Source organism: Aeromonas sp. 62-46 (assembly GCF_001898585.1).
Lineage (GTDB): Bacteria > Pseudomonadota > Gammaproteobacteria > Enterobacterales > Aeromonadaceae > Aeromonas > Aeromonas caviae.
On sequence record NZ_MKUI01000031.1, the window covers coordinates 55,548 to 73,169 of the forward strand.

A 17,622-nucleotide genomic window follows, 5' to 3' on the forward strand; every position below is an offset into this window, starting at 1 on the left:
CAACTCCAGTCAGTAATTAAGGCTTTATTGATGGTTCAACAAAGGCAATAGTTGCCCTATTTGAAATGATCCTGTTTATTATTGCAAGCCTAACCTGATAACCTACCGCCATGAGCAAAACACATCTAACGACCGAAAAATTCGCCCAAATGGGCCTCGAACCCGAAGTTCTGGCTGGTCTGGAATCAAAGGGATTTCACTATTGTACGCCCATCCAGGCACTGTCCCTGCCCCTGCTGGTTGAAGGTCATGACCTCGCCGGTCAGGCTCAGACGGGGACCGGCAAAACCCTGGCTTTCCTGGCGGCGACATTCAACTATTTGCTGACCCATCCGCTGACCAGGCCGCGCCTCATCAACCAGCCCCGCGCCATCATCATGGCCCCGACCCGGGAGCTGGCCGTCCAGATCTATAACGATGCAGAGAGCATGTCAGCCTCCACCGGGCTCAAGCTCGGTCTCGCCTATGGTGGCGAAGGCTATGACAAGCAGCTGGCCGTGCTGGAACAGGGTGTCGACATCCTGATCGGCACCACGGGTCGCATCATCGACTACTTCAAGTCCAAGGTCATCGATCTCGGCAACATCCAGGTCGTGGTACTGGACGAAGCGGATCGCATGTTCGATCTGGGCTTCATCAAGGACATCCGTTTCCTGTTCCGCCGCATGCCCCCCGCCACCGAGCGTCTGAGCATGCTGTTCTCCGCCACCCTCTCCCTGCGGGTGCAGGAGCTGGCCTATGAACATATGAACCACCCGGAACATGTGCAGGTCGAACCGGAACAGATGACCGGCGTGCGGATCAAGGAGGAGCTCTTCTACCCCTCCAACGAAGACAAGATGTTGCTGCTGCTCTCCCTGATGGAAGAGGAGTGGCCCGAAAAAGCCATCGTCTTCGCCAACACCAAGCACGTCTGTGAAGACGTTCACGCCTGGCTGGAGAACGACGGCCACCGCGTCGGCCTGCTGACCGGCGACGTGCCGCAGAAGAAGCGGATGAAGATCCTGGAAGAGTTCACCAAGGGTACCCTGGATATCCTGGTAGCCACCGACGTGGCTGCCCGTGGTCTGCACATCCCCGACGTGACCCACGTCTTCAACTACGACCTGCCCGACGATGCCGAAGACTATGTCCACCGCATCGGTCGTACCGGTCGCGCAGGCAAAAGCGGTCACTCCATCAGCCTGGCCTGTGAAGACTATGCCTTCAACCTGCCGGCCATCGAGGAGTACATCCACCACCCCATCCCGGTCAGCAAGTATGACCGCGAGGCGCTGCTGGATGACGTCACCGCGCCGAAACGGGTGTTCCGCAACCGCCAGCCGGTGAACCGCAACATGCGGGATCGCCAGGGCGGTGGCAACAGCAACAACCGTCGTCGCCCCCCCCGCAAGAACTGAGGGATCGGCCAAGTTGCACAACTCGCCTCTCTATGCCGCCATCGACCTCGGCTCCAACAGCTTTCACATGCTGGTGGTGCGCGAGGTCGCCGGTGCCCTGCGCACCGTCACCAAGGTCAAGCGCAAGGTACGCCTCGCCGCCGGCCTCGATGCCGATTTTCGCCTCAACCGTGCCGCCATGGAGCGGGGCTGGGACTGTCTGCGCCTCTTCTCCGAGCAGTTGCAGGACATCCCGTCCGACAATATCCGGGTAGTGGGCACCGCCACATTGCGCCTTGCCACCAACGTCGACGAATTCATCAGAGAAGCGGAACGGGTGCTCAACCACAGCATCGAGATCATTTCGGGTGAGGAAGAAGCCAAGACCATCTATGAAGGTGTTTCCTGGACGTCGGCAGGGGAAGGCAACCGGCTGGTGATCGACATCGGCGGGGCCAGCACCGAGCTGGTGATCGGCGAGCAGAGCGAAGCCAAGCTGCTCAACAGCCTGCACATGGGCTGCGTCACCTGGCTCAACAACCACTTCGGTGATGGCGAGCTCTCCGAGACGCGCTTCAACCAGGCCATTGCCGCCGCCAAGGCGGTACTGGAGAAAGTGGCTGCGGACTACCGTGTCCTCGGCTGGCGCACCTGCGTCGGCGCCTCCGGCACCGTCCAGGCGCTGCAGGAGATCATGCTGGCCCAGGGCAAGAGCGAGCGGGTCACCCTGCCCAAGTTGCAAGAGCTGATGGGTCAGGCCATCGCCTGCGGCAGACTCGATCAGTTGCAGCTTGAAGGGCTGGCGGCCGAACGGCTGACCGTGTTCCCCTCCGGTCTCGCCATCCTGATCGCCATCTTCGAAACCCTCGACATCGAAAGCATGACCCTGGCGGGCGGTGCCCTGCGGGAAGGCCTGATCTACGGCCTGCTCGGCAACAATCACGACTGTGATGCCCGGGATCGCACCGCCGACAGCCTGATCAGCCGCTACCAGCTCGACAAGGAGCACGCCGAGCGGGTCCGCGACACCGCCATCGAGGCGTTCACCCAGTTGCAGCCGGCCTGGCGCCTCTCCAAGCGCTACGGTCGCCCGATCCTGCGCTACGCGGCCCTGCTGCACGAAATCGGTCTGTGCATCGAGTACAAGAAGGCGCCGCAGCACGCCGCCTACATCATCGACAACATCGACATGCCGGGCTTCACCCCCGCGCAGAAGAAGCTGCTGTCGGCCCTGCTGTTCAACCAGCGGGATGAATTCAAGCTGGAGCCGCTGGAGAAACAGGGCGCCGTCACCGGTCGCCAGGCGATCCGGCTGGCCCGCATCCTGCGCATCTCCCTCATCCTCTGCATGCGCCGGACCCAGGGCACTGTGCCCAGGTTCATGCTGCAAGCCGATGAAGATGCCCTGACCCTGACCCTGCCCAAGGGGTGGCTGGACGAGCACTACCTGCGTGCCAGCGAGCTGCGCCTCGAGGTGGAACGCCAGCAGAAGATGGGCTGGTCCACCCGGCTGCTGGAAGCCTGAGGCGCACACCCCATGGCCGATTACCAACCCGTCAGCTGCGACCTGTACGACTGGCTGGAGATCGCCGCAAGCTGGCAACTGCCCGTCACGATCACCGACCGGGATGGACGAACCTGGGCGGACAGGATCCGCACCATAGAAGCCAGCGACGGAGTGGAATATCTGCTGCTGGAGCGCGCTGAGCGCCTCAGCCTGGCGGACCTGGCGACCCTGGAACTCGTCTGGCAAGGGGAAGAAAAGCGGATCCACTTCGCCCCACCCCGCAGCCAATGAATAGCAAGAGAGCCAACCTGATCAGGTTGGCTCTCTTCGTTTGACGCTCAAACTCCCTGCCAGTCGCCACTCAACTCGCCAGCGCCGCCATCACATAGACGTCGAAGCGGTTGCTCTTTGTCTCGATGGCCATGCTGGGCTTGTGCTCGTTGAGCCAGCCCGCATAGTCGGGCCGCTTCACCACCACCCGCTTGTCAGCCATCCTGAGCGCCGCCGGCAGCAGGGCATCCGCGTCGAGATCCGCTCCCACCAGGGACTGGAACACCCGCATCTCTTTTTTCACCAGCGCCGACTTCTGCTTGTGGGGGAACATGGGATCCAGGTAGATGACCTCCGGCCGCTCGGTCAGCGCCAGCAGGGTCTCCACCGCCGGGCCTTGCAGCAGTTGCATCCGCTCGCGCACCCAGGGGCCTATCTCGGGATCCTGCCCCGCCCGGGTCAGACCGTCCTGGAGCAGGGCCGCCACCACGGGGCTGCGCTCGATCAGGGTCACCTTGCAGCCGAGGGAGGCGAGCACGAAGGCATCGCGCCCGAGCCCGGCGGTGGCATCCACCACGGTCGGCATGGCTCCCGACTTCAATCCCACCGCCTTGGCGATGGACTGGCCGCGCCCGCCACCGAACTTGCGCCTATGGGCCACCGCCCCTTCCACGAAGTCCACATAGACGGCCCCCAGCTTGGGTTCGTCCAGCTTGCGCAGCTCCAACCGCGATTCGGTCAGCACCAGGGCGAAAGGAGCGGGAAACGCCACGTCGGCAAGGCGCTGGCGCAGGGCGTCGAGCTCGCCATCGCGGGCGGGCACTTCACTGAAAACCTGAATATGGGGCATAACATGGACTCATCACGGCGCAGAAGCCGGCATGATAGCAGAAGCGGGGGGTCAGCTCACCGTGGTCAGATTCGCCAAGTTCATTCCCTGACGGTTGAGACTCAGGTACTCGGTCAGATCGTCGAAGGGCAGCGGGCGGCTGAGCAGATACCCCTGGGTGAAGGCGCACCCCTTCTGGCAGAGGAAGTTGAGCTGCTCCCGGGTCTCCACCCCTTCGATCACCACCTGCATGCCGAGGTTGTGCACGATGTTGATGATGCCGTCGAGCAGCAGGCGGTCCTGCTCGTTGAAGGGAATATGGCGCACGAAGGAGCGATCGATCTTCACCAGATCCACCGGGAAGGTACGCAGGTAGTTCAGTGCCGAGTAGCCGGTGCCGAAGTCGTCGATGGCCAGCTTGCAGCCCGCCTCGCGCAGAGCATCGATCCGCACCCTGTGCTGATCGCTGGTCTCCATCAGCAGAGATTCGGTGATCTCGATGATGATGTCCGCCGGATCCAGCTCGAAGTGGCGGATCACCCTGAGCCACTCGTTGGCCTCCGGGTCTATGGTCTGGAACTCCAGGGTGGAGCGGTTGATGGACATCTGCAGATCCGGGAAGCCGGACTGCTGCAATCTGGCCAGATCCCGGCAAGACTGCCACAGCACCAGGGCACCCAGCCCCTGGATGAGCCCCGCCTCTTCCGCCAGCGGGATGAAATCCGCCGGTGAGACCTGACCCCAGTGGGGGTGATACCAGCGCACCAGGGCCTCCAGCTTGGCGACCCGGCCGCTGCGGTTGTCCCAGATGGGCTGGTAGGCCATGGTCAGCTGGCCCAGCTTGATGGCCTCCGCCAGATCGTGCTGCATCTGGTGGCGCTGGCTCACCTCTTCCCGCATGGAGGCGTTGTAGGTGCCGAGGGGGCGTCCCTGGCGCTTGGCGACGAACAGGGCCTGCTCGGCATTGCGCAAGAGCTCGTCGCTGTCGCCGCCGTCATTGGGACAGAGGGTGATCCCCAGGGTGGCGGTCACATAGAGGTGCTGGTTGGCCAGCATGAAGGGACGGGCAAAGCCGCCGATCACCTGCTTGGCAAACACCTCGGCCTGACGGCGGTTGACGATGCCGGGCACCAGGAAGGCAAACTCGTCGCCGCCGATGCGGGCCACCAGATCCTCGGTGCGTACCCGGCTCACCAGCCGATCCGATACTTCCCGCAGCAGGGCGTCGCCCACATGGTGATCCATGCTGTTGTTGACCGCCTTGAAGTTGTTGAGGTCGAGCACCATGAGGGCGAAGCGCTCCCCCCGCTCGCAGAAGCGGGCCAGACAGCGACCGAACAGCCAGCGGTTGGGCAGGCCGGTGAGGTTGTCGTAGTTGGCCTGGGCGGCGATCTTCTGCTCCGCCAGCTTGGTCTGGGAAAGATCGCTGAAGATGGCGATGTACTGACTGATCTTGCCCCCTTCCCGCACGGCGCTGATCATCAGCTGCTGGGGATAAAGCTTGCCGTTCTTGCGCTTGTTCCACACCTCCCCACGCCAGATCCCCACCCGCTCCAGGGCGTGGTACATGTCCGCATAGAAGGTCTGATCGTGCAATCCGGACTTGAGCATGCTGGGCCGCTGGCCACACGCCTCCTCCTCGCTGTAACCGGTGATCTTCTCGAAGGCCGGATTGACCGAGATGATGCGACTGTCGGCATCGCACACCAGAATGGCTTCGGAGAGGTTGTCATAGACCCGGTGGGAGAGCTTGAGCTGCTCCGCATGGCGCCTGATGGGATCGATGTTCTCCAGCACCACCATGAGATAGTCGGGGTGCATCTGCTCGTTGCGGATCAGGGTCACCGTCACCCGCCCCCACAGGACGGTCCCATCCCGATGGAGATAACGCTTCTCCTGAGTAAACGCGGGACGCTCTCCCCGCTTGAGGGCGTCGTAGAGCGCAATGCTGGTCTGCCAGTCGTCCGGATGGTTGATTTCGGCGACGGTGAGCTGTTGCAGCTCCTCCTGGCTGTAGCCGAGCATCTTCTCGATGGCCGGGTTCGCCCAGAGGATCTTGCCGCCCAGATCCACCTTGCCGATGCCCACGGGCGCATGGGACATCATGGTGTCCAGGAAGTGGTGATGTTCCGGTTGCGCCGGCTGCTCCTGGCTCTGGCGCTGCTGATACATCAGCGCCAGTTCACGACCGGCGAGCGGGGCCAGCAGACGCAGCAGGCCCACTATCTTCTCCATTCTCGGCATGGCCCGCTTGAACATGACGCTGCACAGGCCGATGGTCTCTCCCTCGGCGTTCTTGAGCGCGACGCCGGCATAGGCTCTCACCTCGCAGCGCTCCAGCACGGCGGCGTGGGGGAACAGCTGGCGGGTGCGATCACTGAACCAGGCTTCACCCTGTTGCATGGCGATCTCGCCCGGAGTGTCGGCGAGGGGGAAGCTGTAGGAGTTGATGTCGAGGGAGGCGGGATAGGCGGCATGCACGGTAAAGAACAGACCCGCCTGATCCTTGCCGGACACCAGGACGAAGTCAGCCCCCACCGCGTTGGCGATTTCACTCACAAAGGCATCAAAATATCCCTGACCACTCGAATGAGACAGGCTGGAGATGATTTGATAGACAGACTCGAGTGCTCGCCTCATGGCAAGGTTCTTTCTCTCCCTGGAAGGTAGAACCCGACTCTACTGAAGAGGCGGGGACAGTGCAAACATGCACTCCGCAAGATATTAAAAAGGCTTGGAAAAAGGGACCAAAAGGTCCCTTTTTCTATCAAAAATCACGTTTCGATCCCACTATGCCGCAAATGTGTACCTGCTTGAAGCTCCCGCAGTGGCGCGGCAGCTCATCCAATCGAGGCTCACTGTGGCGGCGGGACCTCACGCGGCGATACCGCTGTGACGCAGCAGCGCATCCACCTGGGGCTCCCGGCCACGGAAGGCACGGAACAGCTCCATCGGCTCCCTGGAGCCGCCCTTTTCCAGAATGTTCTTCAGGAAGGAGTGGCCCGTGGCCGGGTTGAAGATCCCCTCCTCCTCGAAGCGGGAGAAGGCGTCGGCAGAGAGTACCTCGGCCCACTTGTAGCTGTAGTAGCCCGCCGCGTAGCCGCCCGCGAAGATGTGGGAGAAGCTGTGCTGGAAGCGGTTGAACGCCGGAGGCGTCATCACGGCGACCTGGCTGCGCACCTCATCCAGCAGCGCAGGGATCTGATCCGCTCTGGCCGGGTCAAAGGTCTGGTGCAGACGGAAGTCGAACAGGGCGAACTCCAGCTGGCGCAGCATCTGCATCGCCGCCTGGAAGTTGCGGGCGGTCAGCATCTTCTCCAGCAGATCGGCGGGCAGCGGCTCCCCGGTCTCGTAATGGCCGGAGATGAAGGCCAGCGCCTCGGATTCCCAGCACCAGTTCTCGAGGAACTGGCTCGGCAGCTCCACCGCATCCCAGGCTACGCCGTTGATGCCGGCCACGCCGGCCACATCGATGCGGGTCAGCATGTGGTGAATGCCGTGGCCGAACTCGTGGAACAGGGTGACCACTTCGTTGTGGGTGAACAGGGCCGGTTTGCCGTCCACCGGGCCGTTGAAGTTGCAGGTCAGGTAGGCCACCGGCTTTTGCAGGGAGCCGTCCTGACGGTAGCGGCGACCCAGGCAGACATCCATCCAGGCGCCGCCCTGCTTGTGCTCGCGGGCATAGAGATCCAGGTAGAAGCTGCCGCGCAGCTCGTCATCGGCGTCAAAGATGTCGTAGAAGCGCACATCCGGGTGCCAGGTGTCGATGCCGAGACGCTCGCGCACCTTCATGCCGAACACCCGCTTGACCACCTCGAACAGCCCCTTCACGACCCGACCGGCGGGGAAATAAGGACGCAACTGCTCATCAGAGACCGAAAACTTGTGCTGTTTGAGCTTTTCTGCGTAATAGGCAAGATCCCAGGCCGCCAGTTCGTCCTGACCGTGCTGCTCGGCGGCAAAGGCGCGGATCTCCTCCAGCTCCGCCTTGCCTTGGGGCAGGGACTTGGCAGCCAGGTCGGTGAGGAAGTCCACCACCTGCTCCGGCTTGTCCGCCATCTTGGTCGCGAGGGAGAGCTCGGCATAGTTGGCAAAGCCCAGCAGTCGGGCCAGCTCCCGGCGCAGGGTGAGCAACTCGGTCATGATGGCGGAGTTGTCCCACTTGCCGGCGTTGGGGCCCTGGTCGGAGGCGCGGGTGGTGAAGGCCTCATACAGCTCGGCACGCAGGGCGCGGCTGTCGGCATACATCATCACCGGCAGGTAGGAGGGGATGTCCAGGGTGAACAGCCACCCCTCCTTGCCCTTGAGTTCGGCCATCTGGCGCGCGGCAGCCTGCGCGCTCGCGGGCAGACCGGCCAGCTCGGCCTCGTCGGTCACCAGCTTGTGCCAGCCCTGGGTCGCGTCCAGCACGTTGTTGCTGAAACGGGAGGCGAGCTCCGAGAGGCGGGCCTGGATCTCGCCGTAACGCTGCTGCGCCTCGGCAGGCAGACCGATGCCGGAGAGGCGGAAATCGCGCAGGGTGTTCAGGATCTCCTTGCGCTGGGCATCATCCAGCCGGGGGAAGTCATCGCTCTCGGAGAGGGCCAGATAGGCTTGATAGAGCCCTTCATGCTGACCGACATAGGTCTGGAATTCGGAAAGCAGCGGCAGGCAGGCATCGTGAGCCGCCCGCAGCGCCTCGCTGTTCTGCACGGCGTTGAGGTGGCTGATGGGGGACCAGATCCGGGAGAGGCGGTCGTTGACCTCTTCCAGCGGGGCGATCAGGCTGTCCCAGGTGTGAGGCTCCTTCTGGGCCAGCACATCCTCAATCTTCTGTTTGCAATCGGCGATGGCCTGCGTCACGGCAGGTTGCACCTGATCGGGCTGGATCTGGCTGAAGGGAGGCAGCGAGTCCATTGTCAGCAAAGGGTTAGTCATCTGCGGTACCTCTAAATGCTCTGCAGCCCCTGCCGTCCAGAAGCCTGCTTGGACCATCTAAGATGTAGGCAGAAACCCCATTTATCAAGCCTTTGCCGCCAAGAGACGGGCTTGTTGCCCACTTTTTCAGGCATTTTGTTCATAAAACCAGCACTTCATCTGCCAGAGACGACAATGCCGGCCCGAGGGCCGGCATTGTGAGGGCATGGACACTCCCCGCCTCAGCGTCGGGCGTCCTCTTTCAACCACTGGGCGACCCGCTTGGCGAAGTAGGTGAGGATGCCATCGGCCCCGGCCCGCTTGAAGCAGAGCAGGGATTCCATCACGCACTCTTTCTCCTTGAGCCAGCCATTCTGGATCGCCGCCATGTGCATGGCGTACTCGCCGCTCACCTGATAGGCGAAGGTCGGCACGCCGAACTGATCCTTCACCCGGCGGATGATGTCCAGGTAGGGCATGCCCGGCTTGACCATCACGCTGTCCGCCCCTTCGGCGATGTCGAGGGCCACCTCGTGCAGGGCTTCGTTGCCGTTGGCCGGGTCCATCTGGTAGGTGGCCTTGTTGCTCTTGCCGAGGTTGGCGGCGGAGCCCACCGCATCGCGGAACGGGCCGTAGTAGTGGGAGGCGTACTTGGCGGAGTAGGCCATGATCTGCACGTTGACGAAGCCATTCTCCTCCAGCGCCGCGCGGATGGCACCGATGCGGCCGTCCATCATGTCGGACGGGGCCACCATGTCGGCCCCGGCGGCGGCATGGGAGAGCGCCTGCTTCACCAGGATCTCGGTGGTGATGTCGTTCTGCACATAGCCTTCGTCATCGATGATGCCGTCCTGGCCATGGGTGGTGAAGGGGTCGAGCGCCACATCGGTGATGACCCCGAGCTCCGGGAAGCGAGCCTTGAGGGCACGGGTCGCCCGCTGGGCCAGGGCATCCGGGTTGTAGGCCTCTTCCGCCATCAGACTCTTTCTCTCCAGCGGCGTCACCGGGAACAGGGCCACCGCCGGCACACCCAGGGCCACCAGTTCGGCGGCCTCTTCGAGCAGCAGATCGATGGAGAGCCTGTCCACCCCCGGCATGGAGGCAACGGCCTCTCGCTGACCCTCCCCCTCCAGCACGAACACGGGATAGATGAGATCGTCGACGGTCAGTACGTTCTCGCGCACCAGGCGGCGGCTGAAGTCATGTTTGCGCACCCGGCGCAGGCGACGGCCCGGGAAGGCCCCCGGAAGAGTTGTGGCCATGAATCACTCCAAAAGCGGAAGTTGGAAGAATGCGGCGGAGGTGGCCCGGGTATGGGCCAGCAAGGCCTCGGGCGCTTCACCACGGCAGGCCGCCACCACCTGGGCGATGTGCGGCAAAAAAGCGGGTTCGTTGCGTTTGGGCCTGGGTTTCAGATCCCGCGGCACTAGGTAGGGGGCGTCCGTCTCTATCATCAGGCGACCCGCCGGAATGCGGGCCACCTGCTCGCGCAGCAGCTGGCCACGGCGCTCGTCACAGAGCCAGCCGGTCACCCCGATATGCAGCCCCAGCGCCAGGCACTCGTCCAGCTCGGCGTCGGAGCCGGTGAAGCAGTGCAGCACGGCCCCCGGCAGGCGGGGCAACCAGGGGCGCAGGATCTCGACGAATTTGTCATGGGCATCGCGGCAGTGCAGAAACACCGGCATCCCGAGCTCGGCGGCGAGCGCCAGCTGGGCGTCAAACACCGCATCCTGCACCGGGCGGGGGGAGAAGTCCCGGTTGTAGTCGAGACCGCACTCGCCGATGGCCACCACCTGGGGCAGGGCCGCCAGTTCGCGCAGGGCGGGCAGGGTCGCCTCATTGACGCTTTTGGCATCATGGGGATGTACCCCGGCGGTGGAGAAGCAGTAACCGGGCCAGCGGGCGGCCAATGCGGCACTTTCGCGGCTGCCGGCCAAATCGGTGCCGGTCAGGATCAGGGCTTCCACCCCGGCGGCGCGCGCGCGTTCCACCAGGTCGGCTTGTTCGCCTGCGAACTGGCTGCTGGTCAGGTTCAAACCGATGTCGATCATGGAGTCAGGGGTTCCGGACAAACGAGGTGCATATCAGGCATTTGAAAACCATCTACTCGATGGGGCCTTACCATACGCCTCGAACGGATGCATGAAAAGAGGAAGGGAGCCTCAGCTCCCCTCTTCCGTTTGTTGCTGCTCTTCGTCCTCTTTCTTCACGTAGAAGCGGGCGAAGAACAGACCTATCTCCCACAAGCCCCACATGGGGATCGCGAGCAGGGTCTGGGAGAAGACATCGGGCGGCGTCAGAAGCATGCCGACCACGAAGACCCCGACGATGACGTAGGGGCGCTTCTCCTTCAGGCTCCTGGGGGTGGTCACCCCGGTCCAGCAGAGCAGTATGGTGGCCACCGGGATCTCGAACGCCACCCCGAACGCGAAGAACAGGGTCAGCACGAAGTCCAGGTAGCTGGCGATGTCGGTCGCCACCGTCACCCCGGCGGGGGCGGTACTGGTGAAGAAGCCGAACACCAGGGGGAACACCACGTAGTAGGCGAACGCCATCCCCGCATAGAACAGCACGGCGCTGGAGGCCACCAGGGGCAGGATCAGCCGCCGTTCGTGCTGGTACAGACCGGGTGCGATGAAAGCCCAGGCCTGATAGAGCAGATAGGGGATCGCCACGAAGAAGGAGACCACCAGGGTCAGCTTGATGGGCGTGATGAAGGGCGTCGCCACATCCGTCGCTATCATGCTGGTGCCTGCCGGCAACTGGCTGAGCAGCGGCTGGGCCACGAAGTCGTAGATGTTGTTGGAGAAGTAGATGAGCGCGATGAACACCAGCAGGATAGCGGAGATCGCGCGCAGCAGACGGGTTCTCAGCTCCACCAGATGGCTGATGAGGGGTTGTTCTGCCTGACTCATGGCTTACCCTCCCCTCTGGCTGCGGACTCGCTGGCGGGCACAGGCTCGCTCTCTCGCTGGCTGTTGACCGGTGGCACCTCTGGGGTCGCGGGCACCGAGGCCGCCACCGGAGTGGCTGGCTCAGCCCGGGCGGGCTCCCGAGGCGGGCGGATCTCGTTCTCCCCCTGATAGGGACGATTCACCGACTGGGCGGCCGCTTTCAACTGCTCGATGGACTCCTGCAGCTCGGGGCTCAGGTTGTTCATCTGCAGCCGTTCGGCCTTCTTCAGATCGTTGTGCAGATCCTGCAACTTGAGCTCCTGTTCCAGCTCGGCCTTGACCGAGTTGGCGGTGCTGCGGATCAGCCTTATCCAGTGGCTGGCGGTGCGGATCGCGACCGGCAACCGCTCGGGACCCAGCACCACCAGGGCGACGACGCCGATGACGACCAGTTCCCAAAAACCGATGTCGAACATGGCTTAGGCCTGATCTTTGTCTTTCTGCTTGGCGGCTTCGGCGTTGCTGGCCGTCTCGTTCAACTGCTTGGTCGGGAACTCGGCATCTTTCTGCTCGGGTTTGGTGTCGGCCGGCTCATCGGAGAGCGCCTTCTTGAACCCCTTGACCGCCGCGCCCAGATCGCCGCCGATACCGCGCAATTTCTTGGTGCCGAACAACAACACGACGATGACTGCGATGATCAACAACTGCCAAATACTGATACCACCCATGACTTTCTCTCCGGATAGGCGCCCGATGGCGCAGGTTATTTAATGGGAACGGGTTCGCAACCAACCCAGCAGCCAGCATAACCCGGCGCCGGCGAGGCTGATTTGTCCCCACTCAATGTGTTGTTTCTGGGTCAGCAAGAATACACCCGCGAGCAGCAGGCTGGCTCCAACCCCTAAGAGGTAGCGGGCCTGCCCCTGACGGCGACTGTGGCGACGGAAATCGGCAAACATCTGGTCGAAGTGGTGCTGCTGATGGCGGGCCTGACGCAGGGTCTCGTAGACCAGCTCCGGCAGCTCCGGCAGTTTCTCCGCCCAGAACGGCGCCTTCTCCTTGATGGCATTCCACACCGCCTTGGGGCCGACCTGCTCGTGCATCCAGTTTTCCAGATAGGGCTTGGCGGTCTGCCACAAATCCAGCTGGGGATAGAGCTGACGACCCAGCCCTTCCACATAGAGCAGGGTCTTTTGCAGCAGCACCAGTTGCGGCTGCACCTGCATGTTGAAGCGACGGGCGGTGTTGAACAGATTGAGCAGCACGTGGCCGAAGGAGATCTCGGAGAGCGGTTTCTCGAAGATGGGCTCCAGCACGGTGCGGATGGCGAACTCGAACTCGTCCACCTTGGTATCGGGCGGTACCCAGCCAGACTCCACGTGCAGCTCGGCCACACGGCGGTAGTCGCGGTTGAAGAAGGCGAGGAAGTTCTCCGCCAGGTAGCGCTTGTCTTCCCGGTTGAGGGTGCCGACGATGCCGCAGTCGATGCCGATCCAGAGCGGATTCTCGGGGTGTTCGAAAGAGACGAAGATGTTGCCCGGGTGCATGTCGGCGTGGAAGAAGCTGTCACGGAACACCTGGGTGAAGAACACTTCCACTCCGCGCTCAGCCAGCAGCTTCATGTTGGTGCCGTTGGCTTCCAGCGCGGCAATGTCGGAGACCGGAATGCCGTAGATGCGCTCCATCACCAGCACCTGCTCACGGCAATGGTCCGTGAACACCTCGGGCACATAGAGCGCCTCGGAACCGGTGAAGTTGCGGCGCAGCTGGATGGCGTTGGCCGCTTCGCGCATCAGGTTGAGCTCGTCGAGTATGGTCTTGCGATACTCCTCCACCACCTCGACGGGGCGCAGTCGTCCGCTCTGGGGCACGAAACGGGCCACCAGACGGGCCAGGGCCTGCATCAGGCGCAGGTCGGCCTCGATGACCGGCTCGATATCGGGACGGATCACCTTGATGACGATCTCGCGGCCGTTCTCCTTCAACCGGGCGGTGTGCACCTGGGCGATGGAGGCGGATGCAAGCGGCGTCTCGTCGAAGTCATCGAACAGGGTCTCGACGGGGCAACCCAGGCTCTCTTCTATCTGGCGACGGGCGGCCTGACCACAGAAGGGAGGCACCCTGTCCTGCAGCAGGGCCAGCTCTTCGGCAATGTCGGGGGGCAGCAGGTCTCGGCGGGTCGAGAGCATCTGGCCGAACTTGATGAAGATGGGGCCCAGGGCCTCGAAGGCGAGGCGAATACGGGCGCCACGGCTCATGCCTTGTTGCTTGTTCTTGAGCCAGAACAGACTGCGACGGGCCAGACGGCCAGGCCAGGGTTGATAACGGGCGGGCACCAGCTCGTCGATGCCCTGTTCCAGCAGGATGCTGACGATGCGATAGAGGCGTTTGAACTCCTTCGGGGTCATCAGCTCACCTGCTGTTCGAGGCGGGCAAGCCGCAACTCGATCGCCTTCATCTGTTGGGCCAGCTCTTCGACATCGTCATTGAAGCTCGCCACTTCCAGCGGACCCGGGGCAAGCCTCGCCTCCTCGGTCAGATACTCAGCCACTTGACGCTGGGAACGGCACAACTCGCGCCCCACAAAACGGCGAGCCTGACGGGCACCACTGCACAGGGTGTGGGCCACCACATCGCCGGTGTAGCGGGACAGCTCCTCTTCCCAGTCGATATCGAGCTCGCCAAGCAGGGCGCTGAATGCCTGCACCAGTTGGGGGTCACCGCTCAGGTCCAGCTTCTCCTCGCGGATGTAGCGGGTCAGGGCGGAAGGCTCCTTGAGCAGGCCGAGGGCGGTCAGGGAGAGGCTCAGCACCGCATCCGCCTCCCCTTCAAACCTGGCCAGCACATCCAGACGGCGCTCCGAGAAGACAAACCAGAGCGGCTTGAGCTCGCGCAGCTCCAGTTTGAGTACCTTGCCCGTCAGCTTGCGCAACCGCTCCGGGCTCTGTTTGTCCAGGGCCAGCAACTGGTTGAGGCTGGTTTCGATCACCGCGGTGACCATGGCATCCATCGGCATAGGCGACCTTAAAACTTGTAACCGCGGTGCAGGGCGACTACGCCCTGGGTCAGGTTGTAAAACTCGACCTGTTCGAAACCGACATTCTCCATCATGCCTGCTAGGGTCTGCTGATCCGGGTGCATGCGGATCGATTCCGCCAGGTATTTGTAACTTTCGCTGTCGTTTGCGACGATTTCGCCCATTTTCGGCAGCAATTTGAAGGAGTAGAGATCATAAAGCTTGGCGATCACTTCGCTCACCGGCTTGGAGAACTCCAGCACCAGCAGGCGGCCACCCGGCTTGAGCACCCGGAACATGGAGGCAAGCGCCTTGTCCTTGTCGGTGACGTTGCGCAGGCCGAAGCCGATGGTGATGACGTCGAAATGGTTGTCAGGGAACGGGAGCGCCTCGGCATTGGCCTGTACGTAGGAGACGTTGTTGGCCACCCCCAGGTTGCGCAGCTTGTCGCGGCCCACTTTCAGCATGGAGTCGTTGATGTCTGCCAGGACCACCTGGCCGGTCTCACCCACGATGCGGGAGAACTTGGCGGTCAAATCCCCTGTGCCGCCAGCCAGATCCAGCACCTTCTGTCCTTTGCGGACACCGGAGCAGTCGATGGTAAAGCGCTTCCAGAGGCGATGGATGCCGAACGACATCAGATCGTTCATCAGATCATACTTGGCCGCTACCGAATGAAAGACACCGGCGACCAGGGTTTCCTTCTCGGTCGCTGCCACGGTTTTATAGCCAAAATGCGTAGTAGTAGTCTGTTCCGACATCCCTCAAATACCCATAGAGCAAAGAATGGCCGCCAGTTTACCAGAGCCGATGGCGTGCGGACACCTCAAACCCGGCTTGTGACCAACTGCATCCCCAGCACGACCATGGCCAGACAGAGGAACAGATTGAGACCGATATTGAGCAGCGCCTTCAGATAGGCCCCTTGCTGGGCCAGCACGACCGTATCGAGGGCAAAGGAGGAGAAGGTGGTCAGGGCACCGAGGACACCCACCATCAGCAATGGCTTCATCGGGTGTTCCACCACGTGACCATGGCTGATCAGGGCATAGGCAATCCCCATGATGAAGGAACCCACCACGTTGACCACCAGGGTGCCATAGGGAAAGTGGCGTCCCAGCAGCCATGCCATCAGCTCGGCGATGCCAAAGCGCAGGCAGGCACCGAAGGCGCCCCCGACAGCGACAAATAACCAGGTTTGCATCAAGCGGTCTCCAAGATTGTCAGGTTGGCATTATGCAAAATCTCGACAGCAGGGGACAGCCGGGCAATTAATCGACCCGGCAAGACCCTAGCGGCGAAAGTCTACCCGTTCTGGATTCACAAGATGGAGGGTCGTCTCGGCCGGTCGAGTATCGGCGATGACTCTGCCATGACGGATGGAATAACGTACCGGCACCTGGCGGCGCACCGCATCGAAACCATTCTCTACAGGAAGGATCAGCAGGTTGGCGGGCTTGCCCACCTCGATGCCGTAGCGATCCTGCACGTTCAGGGTGCGGGCACTGTGACAGCTGATCAGCTTGAGACTGTCGTTGATCTGTTCGTAGCCCATGATCTGGCAGACATGCAGCCCCATATGCAGCACCTGCAACATGTTGGCCGTGCCCATGGGATACCAGGGATCGAACACGTCGTCGTGGCCGAAGCAGACGTTGATGTTCGCCTCCAGCATCTCCTTCACCCGGGTGATGCCACGACGCTTGGGATAGGTATCGAAGCGCCCCTGCAGGTGAATGTTCACCAGCGGATTGGCGACGAAGTTGATGTCCGCCATCCTGAGCAGCCTGAACAGCCGCGACGCATAGGCTCCGTTGTAGGAGTGCATGGCGGTGGTGTGGCTGGCGGTTACCCTATGGCCAATACCACGCTCGTAGGCCAGGGTTGCCAGCGTCTCGATAAAACGGGACTGTTCGTCATCGATTTCGTCGCAATGCACATCCACCAGAACCTGATATTTCTCCGCAAGATCGAAGACGTAGTGCAGACTTTCGACCCCGTACTCCCGGGTAAACTCGAAATGGGGGATGGCACCGATCACGTCGGCCCCCAGCTTGAGAGCCTCTTCCAGCAATGCCTTGCCGTTGGGGTAGGAGAGGATCCCCTCCTGTGGGAAGGCCACTATCTGCAGCTCCACCCACTCCTTCATCTCCTCCCGCACCTCCAGCATCGCCTTCAAGGCGACCAGATTGGGGTCGGAAACATCCACGTGAGTCCGCACGAACTGGATGCCGTTGGCAATCTGCCATTTCAGTGTCTGGATGGCGCGTTGTTTCACATCCTCATGGGTCAGCAGCGCCTTGCGCTCGGCCCAACGCTCGATCCCCTCGAACAGGGTGCCGGAGAGGTTCCAGCTCGGTTCACCGGCCGTCTGGGTGGTATCGAGGTGAATGTGCGGTTCGATAAAGGGGGAGATGACAAGGCCTTGCTCACCATCAAGCTCATGGGCTGCGAGCAGAGGGATGCTCATGGGCTCGATGGCCCGGATCACGCCTCCCTGACAGAGGATTTGCCACATCCCTTCCCTGCCCGCCAGACGCACATTCCTAATCAGCATGTTCTTTCCCCTTCGAAAGCGTAGTTGTCTTTGCCAATCCACAACTTAGCCCGGATCCCTTTAAGAGAGAAGCGGCGCCCGGAAAGCATACGGGATAGAAAGGGAAGATATCTCAACAACAAGAAGGTGCGACATTGCAGGACTGCAATTTGCGATGGATGGCTGAAAGGCAGATACAAAAAAGCCTCCCGATTGGGAGGCTTTCTTATTTAATGGTGCTGATACCCAGAATCGAACTGGGGACCTCATCCTTACCAAGGATGCGCTCTACCGA

The 17,622-nt window shown here is 62.1% G+C and carries 16 protein-coding genes; 3 read left to right on the plus strand and 13 right to left on the minus strand.

Going from position 1 to position 17,622, the window contains the following annotated elements; all coding sequences use genetic code 11:
• Positions 1-110 precede the first annotated feature (110 nt).
• The 3 genes from rhlB to BGO64_RS10605 are packed head-to-tail and all read left to right on the plus strand — an operon-like array spanning position 111 to position 3,177.
• Positions 111-1,400 (plus strand): ATP-dependent RNA helicase RhlB, encoded by a 1,290-nt coding sequence (rhlB, locus tag BGO64_RS10595; RefSeq protein ID WP_041212041.1) that lies wholly within the window; start codon positions 111-113, stop codon positions 1,398-1,400.
• A gap of 13 nt (positions 1,401-1,413) precedes the next feature.
• Positions 1,414-2,904: a guanosine-5'-triphosphate,3'-diphosphate diphosphatase gene (gppA, locus tag BGO64_RS10600; RefSeq protein WP_151027919.1), complete on the plus strand. Its 1,491-nt coding sequence runs from the start codon at positions 1,414-1,416 to the stop codon at positions 2,902-2,904.
• Between the two features lie 12 nt (positions 2,905-2,916).
• The gene (locus BGO64_RS10605) at positions 2,917-3,177 is read left to right on the plus strand and encodes a Rho-binding antiterminator (RefSeq protein ID WP_041214156.1); all 261 of its coding nucleotides are present in this window, start codon (positions 2,917-2,919) and stop codon (positions 3,175-3,177) included.
• A gap of 70 nt (positions 3,178-3,247) precedes the next feature.
• On the opposite strand, the gene BGO64_RS10610 is transcribed toward BGO64_RS10605, so the two are convergent.
• The 13 genes from BGO64_RS10610 to BGO64_RS10670 all read right to left on the minus strand — a co-directional run bounded on the left by BGO64_RS10610 (position 3,248) and on the right by BGO64_RS10670 (position 17,348).
• Positions 3,248-4,006: a class I SAM-dependent methyltransferase gene (locus BGO64_RS10610; protein ID WP_010672365.1), complete on the minus strand. Its 759-nt coding sequence runs from the start codon at positions 4,004-4,006 to the stop codon at positions 3,248-3,250.
• Positions 4,007-4,057: 51 nt separating this feature from the next.
• A complete protein-coding gene (locus tag BGO64_RS10615) occupies positions 4,058-6,625 on the minus strand; it encodes a putative bifunctional diguanylate cyclase/phosphodiesterase (protein ID WP_043155406.1) in 2,568 nt (855 codons plus the stop codon).
• A 234-nt stretch (positions 6,626-6,859) separates the two neighbouring features.
• On the minus strand, positions 6,860-8,902 hold the full coding sequence (gene prlC / locus BGO64_RS10620) for an oligopeptidase A (protein WP_182935036.1): 2,043 nt from the start codon (positions 8,900-8,902) through the stop codon (positions 6,860-6,862).
• 221 nt (positions 8,903-9,123) lie between these two features.
• Positions 9,124-10,143, minus strand: a complete 1,020-nt coding sequence (gene hemB, locus BGO64_RS10625) for a porphobilinogen synthase (protein ID WP_039041081.1) — start codon at positions 10,141-10,143, stop codon at positions 9,124-9,126.
• 3 nt (positions 10,144-10,146) lie between these two features.
• A complete protein-coding gene (locus tag BGO64_RS10630) occupies positions 10,147-10,932 on the minus strand; it encodes a TatD family hydrolase (protein WP_049636359.1) in 786 nt (261 codons plus the stop codon).
• A gap of 111 nt (positions 10,933-11,043) precedes the next feature.
• The gene (gene tatC / locus BGO64_RS10635) at positions 11,044-11,796 is read right to left on the minus strand and encodes a twin-arginine translocase subunit TatC (RefSeq protein ID WP_010672360.1); all 753 of its coding nucleotides are present in this window, start codon (positions 11,794-11,796) and stop codon (positions 11,044-11,046) included.
• Entirely contained in the window at positions 11,793-12,251 is a 459-nt protein-coding gene (gene tatB / locus BGO64_RS10640) for a Sec-independent protein translocase protein TatB (protein WP_286700646.1), read from the minus strand. Before tatB ends, tatC begins: the two co-directional genes overlap by 4 nt.
• 3 nt (positions 12,252-12,254) lie before the next feature.
• Positions 12,255-12,503, minus strand: a complete 249-nt coding sequence (gene tatA, locus BGO64_RS10645; RefSeq protein ID WP_010672358.1) for a Sec-independent protein translocase subunit TatA — start codon at positions 12,501-12,503, stop codon at positions 12,255-12,257.
• A gap of 39 nt (positions 12,504-12,542) precedes the next feature.
• Positions 12,543-14,183: a ubiquinone biosynthesis regulatory protein kinase UbiB gene (gene ubiB / locus BGO64_RS10650; protein WP_010672357.1), complete on the minus strand. Its 1,641-nt coding sequence runs from the start codon at positions 14,181-14,183 to the stop codon at positions 12,543-12,545.
• Positions 14,183-14,791 (minus strand): ubiquinone biosynthesis accessory factor UbiJ, encoded by a 609-nt coding sequence (locus BGO64_RS10655; RefSeq protein WP_029313421.1) that lies wholly within the window; start codon positions 14,789-14,791, stop codon positions 14,183-14,185. Before BGO64_RS10655 ends, ubiB begins: the two co-directional genes overlap by 1 nt.
• 8 nt (positions 14,792-14,799) lie before the next feature.
• Positions 14,800-15,552: a bifunctional demethylmenaquinone methyltransferase/2-methoxy-6-polyprenyl-1,4-benzoquinol methylase UbiE gene (gene ubiE, locus BGO64_RS10660; protein WP_039041078.1), complete on the minus strand. Its 753-nt coding sequence runs from the start codon at positions 15,550-15,552 to the stop codon at positions 14,800-14,802.
• A 65-nt stretch (positions 15,553-15,617) separates the two neighbouring features.
• Positions 15,618-15,995 (minus strand): fluoride efflux transporter CrcB, encoded by a 378-nt coding sequence (gene crcB, locus BGO64_RS10665; protein ID WP_041212051.1) that lies wholly within the window; start codon positions 15,993-15,995, stop codon positions 15,618-15,620.
• 87 nt (positions 15,996-16,082) lie between these two features.
• Complete coding sequence (locus BGO64_RS10670; RefSeq protein WP_286700647.1) at positions 16,083-17,348, minus strand: cytosine deaminase; 1,266 nt, start codon at positions 17,346-17,348, stop codon at positions 16,083-16,085.
• Between the last annotated feature and the right edge of the window lie 274 nt (positions 17,349-17,622).

What these genes read in the sequence shown, in the direction of transcription:
- tatB (WP_286700646.1), bottom strand. Translation starts at nt 12,251, where the DNA reads ATGTTCGACATCGGTTTTTGGGAACTGGTCGTCATCGGCGTCGTCGCC.
- BGO64_RS10630 (WP_049636359.1), bottom strand. Translation starts at nt 10,932, where the DNA reads ATGATCGACATCGGTTTGAACCTGACCAGCAGCCAGTTCGCAGGCGAA.
- ubiB (WP_010672357.1), bottom strand. Translation starts at nt 14,183, where the DNA reads ATGACCCCGAAGGAGTTCAAACGCCTCTATCGCATCGTCAGCATCCTG.
- BGO64_RS10605 (WP_041214156.1), top strand. Translation starts at nt 2,917, where the DNA reads ATGGCCGATTACCAACCCGTCAGCTGCGACCTGTACGACTGGCTGGAG.
- BGO64_RS10615 (WP_043155406.1), bottom strand. Translation starts at nt 6,625, where the DNA reads ATGAGGCGAGCACTCGAGTCTGTCTATCAAATCATCTCCAGCCTGTCT.
- BGO64_RS10655 (WP_029313421.1), bottom strand. Translation starts at nt 14,791, where the DNA reads ATGCCGATGGATGCCATGGTCACCGCGGTGATCGAAACCAGCCTCAAC.
- ubiE (WP_039041078.1), bottom strand. Translation starts at nt 15,552, where the DNA reads ATGTCGGAACAGACTACTACTACGCATTTTGGCTATAAAACCGTGGCA.
- BGO64_RS10610 (WP_010672365.1), bottom strand. Translation starts at nt 4,006, where the DNA reads ATGCCCCATATTCAGGTTTTCAGTGAAGTGCCCGCCCGCGATGGCGAG.
- crcB (WP_041212051.1), bottom strand. Translation starts at nt 15,995, where the DNA reads ATGCAAACCTGGTTATTTGTCGCTGTCGGGGGCGCCTTCGGTGCCTGC.
- tatA (WP_010672358.1), bottom strand. Translation starts at nt 12,503, where the DNA reads ATGGGTGGTATCAGTATTTGGCAGTTGTTGATCATCGCAGTCATCGTC.
- tatC (WP_010672360.1), bottom strand. Translation starts at nt 11,796, where the DNA reads ATGAGTCAGGCAGAACAACCCCTCATCAGCCATCTGGTGGAGCTGAGA.
- BGO64_RS10670 (WP_286700647.1), bottom strand. Translation starts at nt 17,348, where the DNA reads ATGCTGATTAGGAATGTGCGTCTGGCGGGCAGGGAAGGGATGTGGCAA.
- prlC (WP_182935036.1), bottom strand. Translation starts at nt 8,902, where the DNA reads ATGACTAACCCTTTGCTGACAATGGACTCGCTGCCTCCCTTCAGCCAG.
- rhlB (WP_041212041.1), top strand. Translation starts at nt 111, where the DNA reads ATGAGCAAAACACATCTAACGACCGAAAAATTCGCCCAAATGGGCCTC.
- hemB (WP_039041081.1), bottom strand. Translation starts at nt 10,143, where the DNA reads ATGGCCACAACTCTTCCGGGGGCCTTCCCGGGCCGTCGCCTGCGCCGG.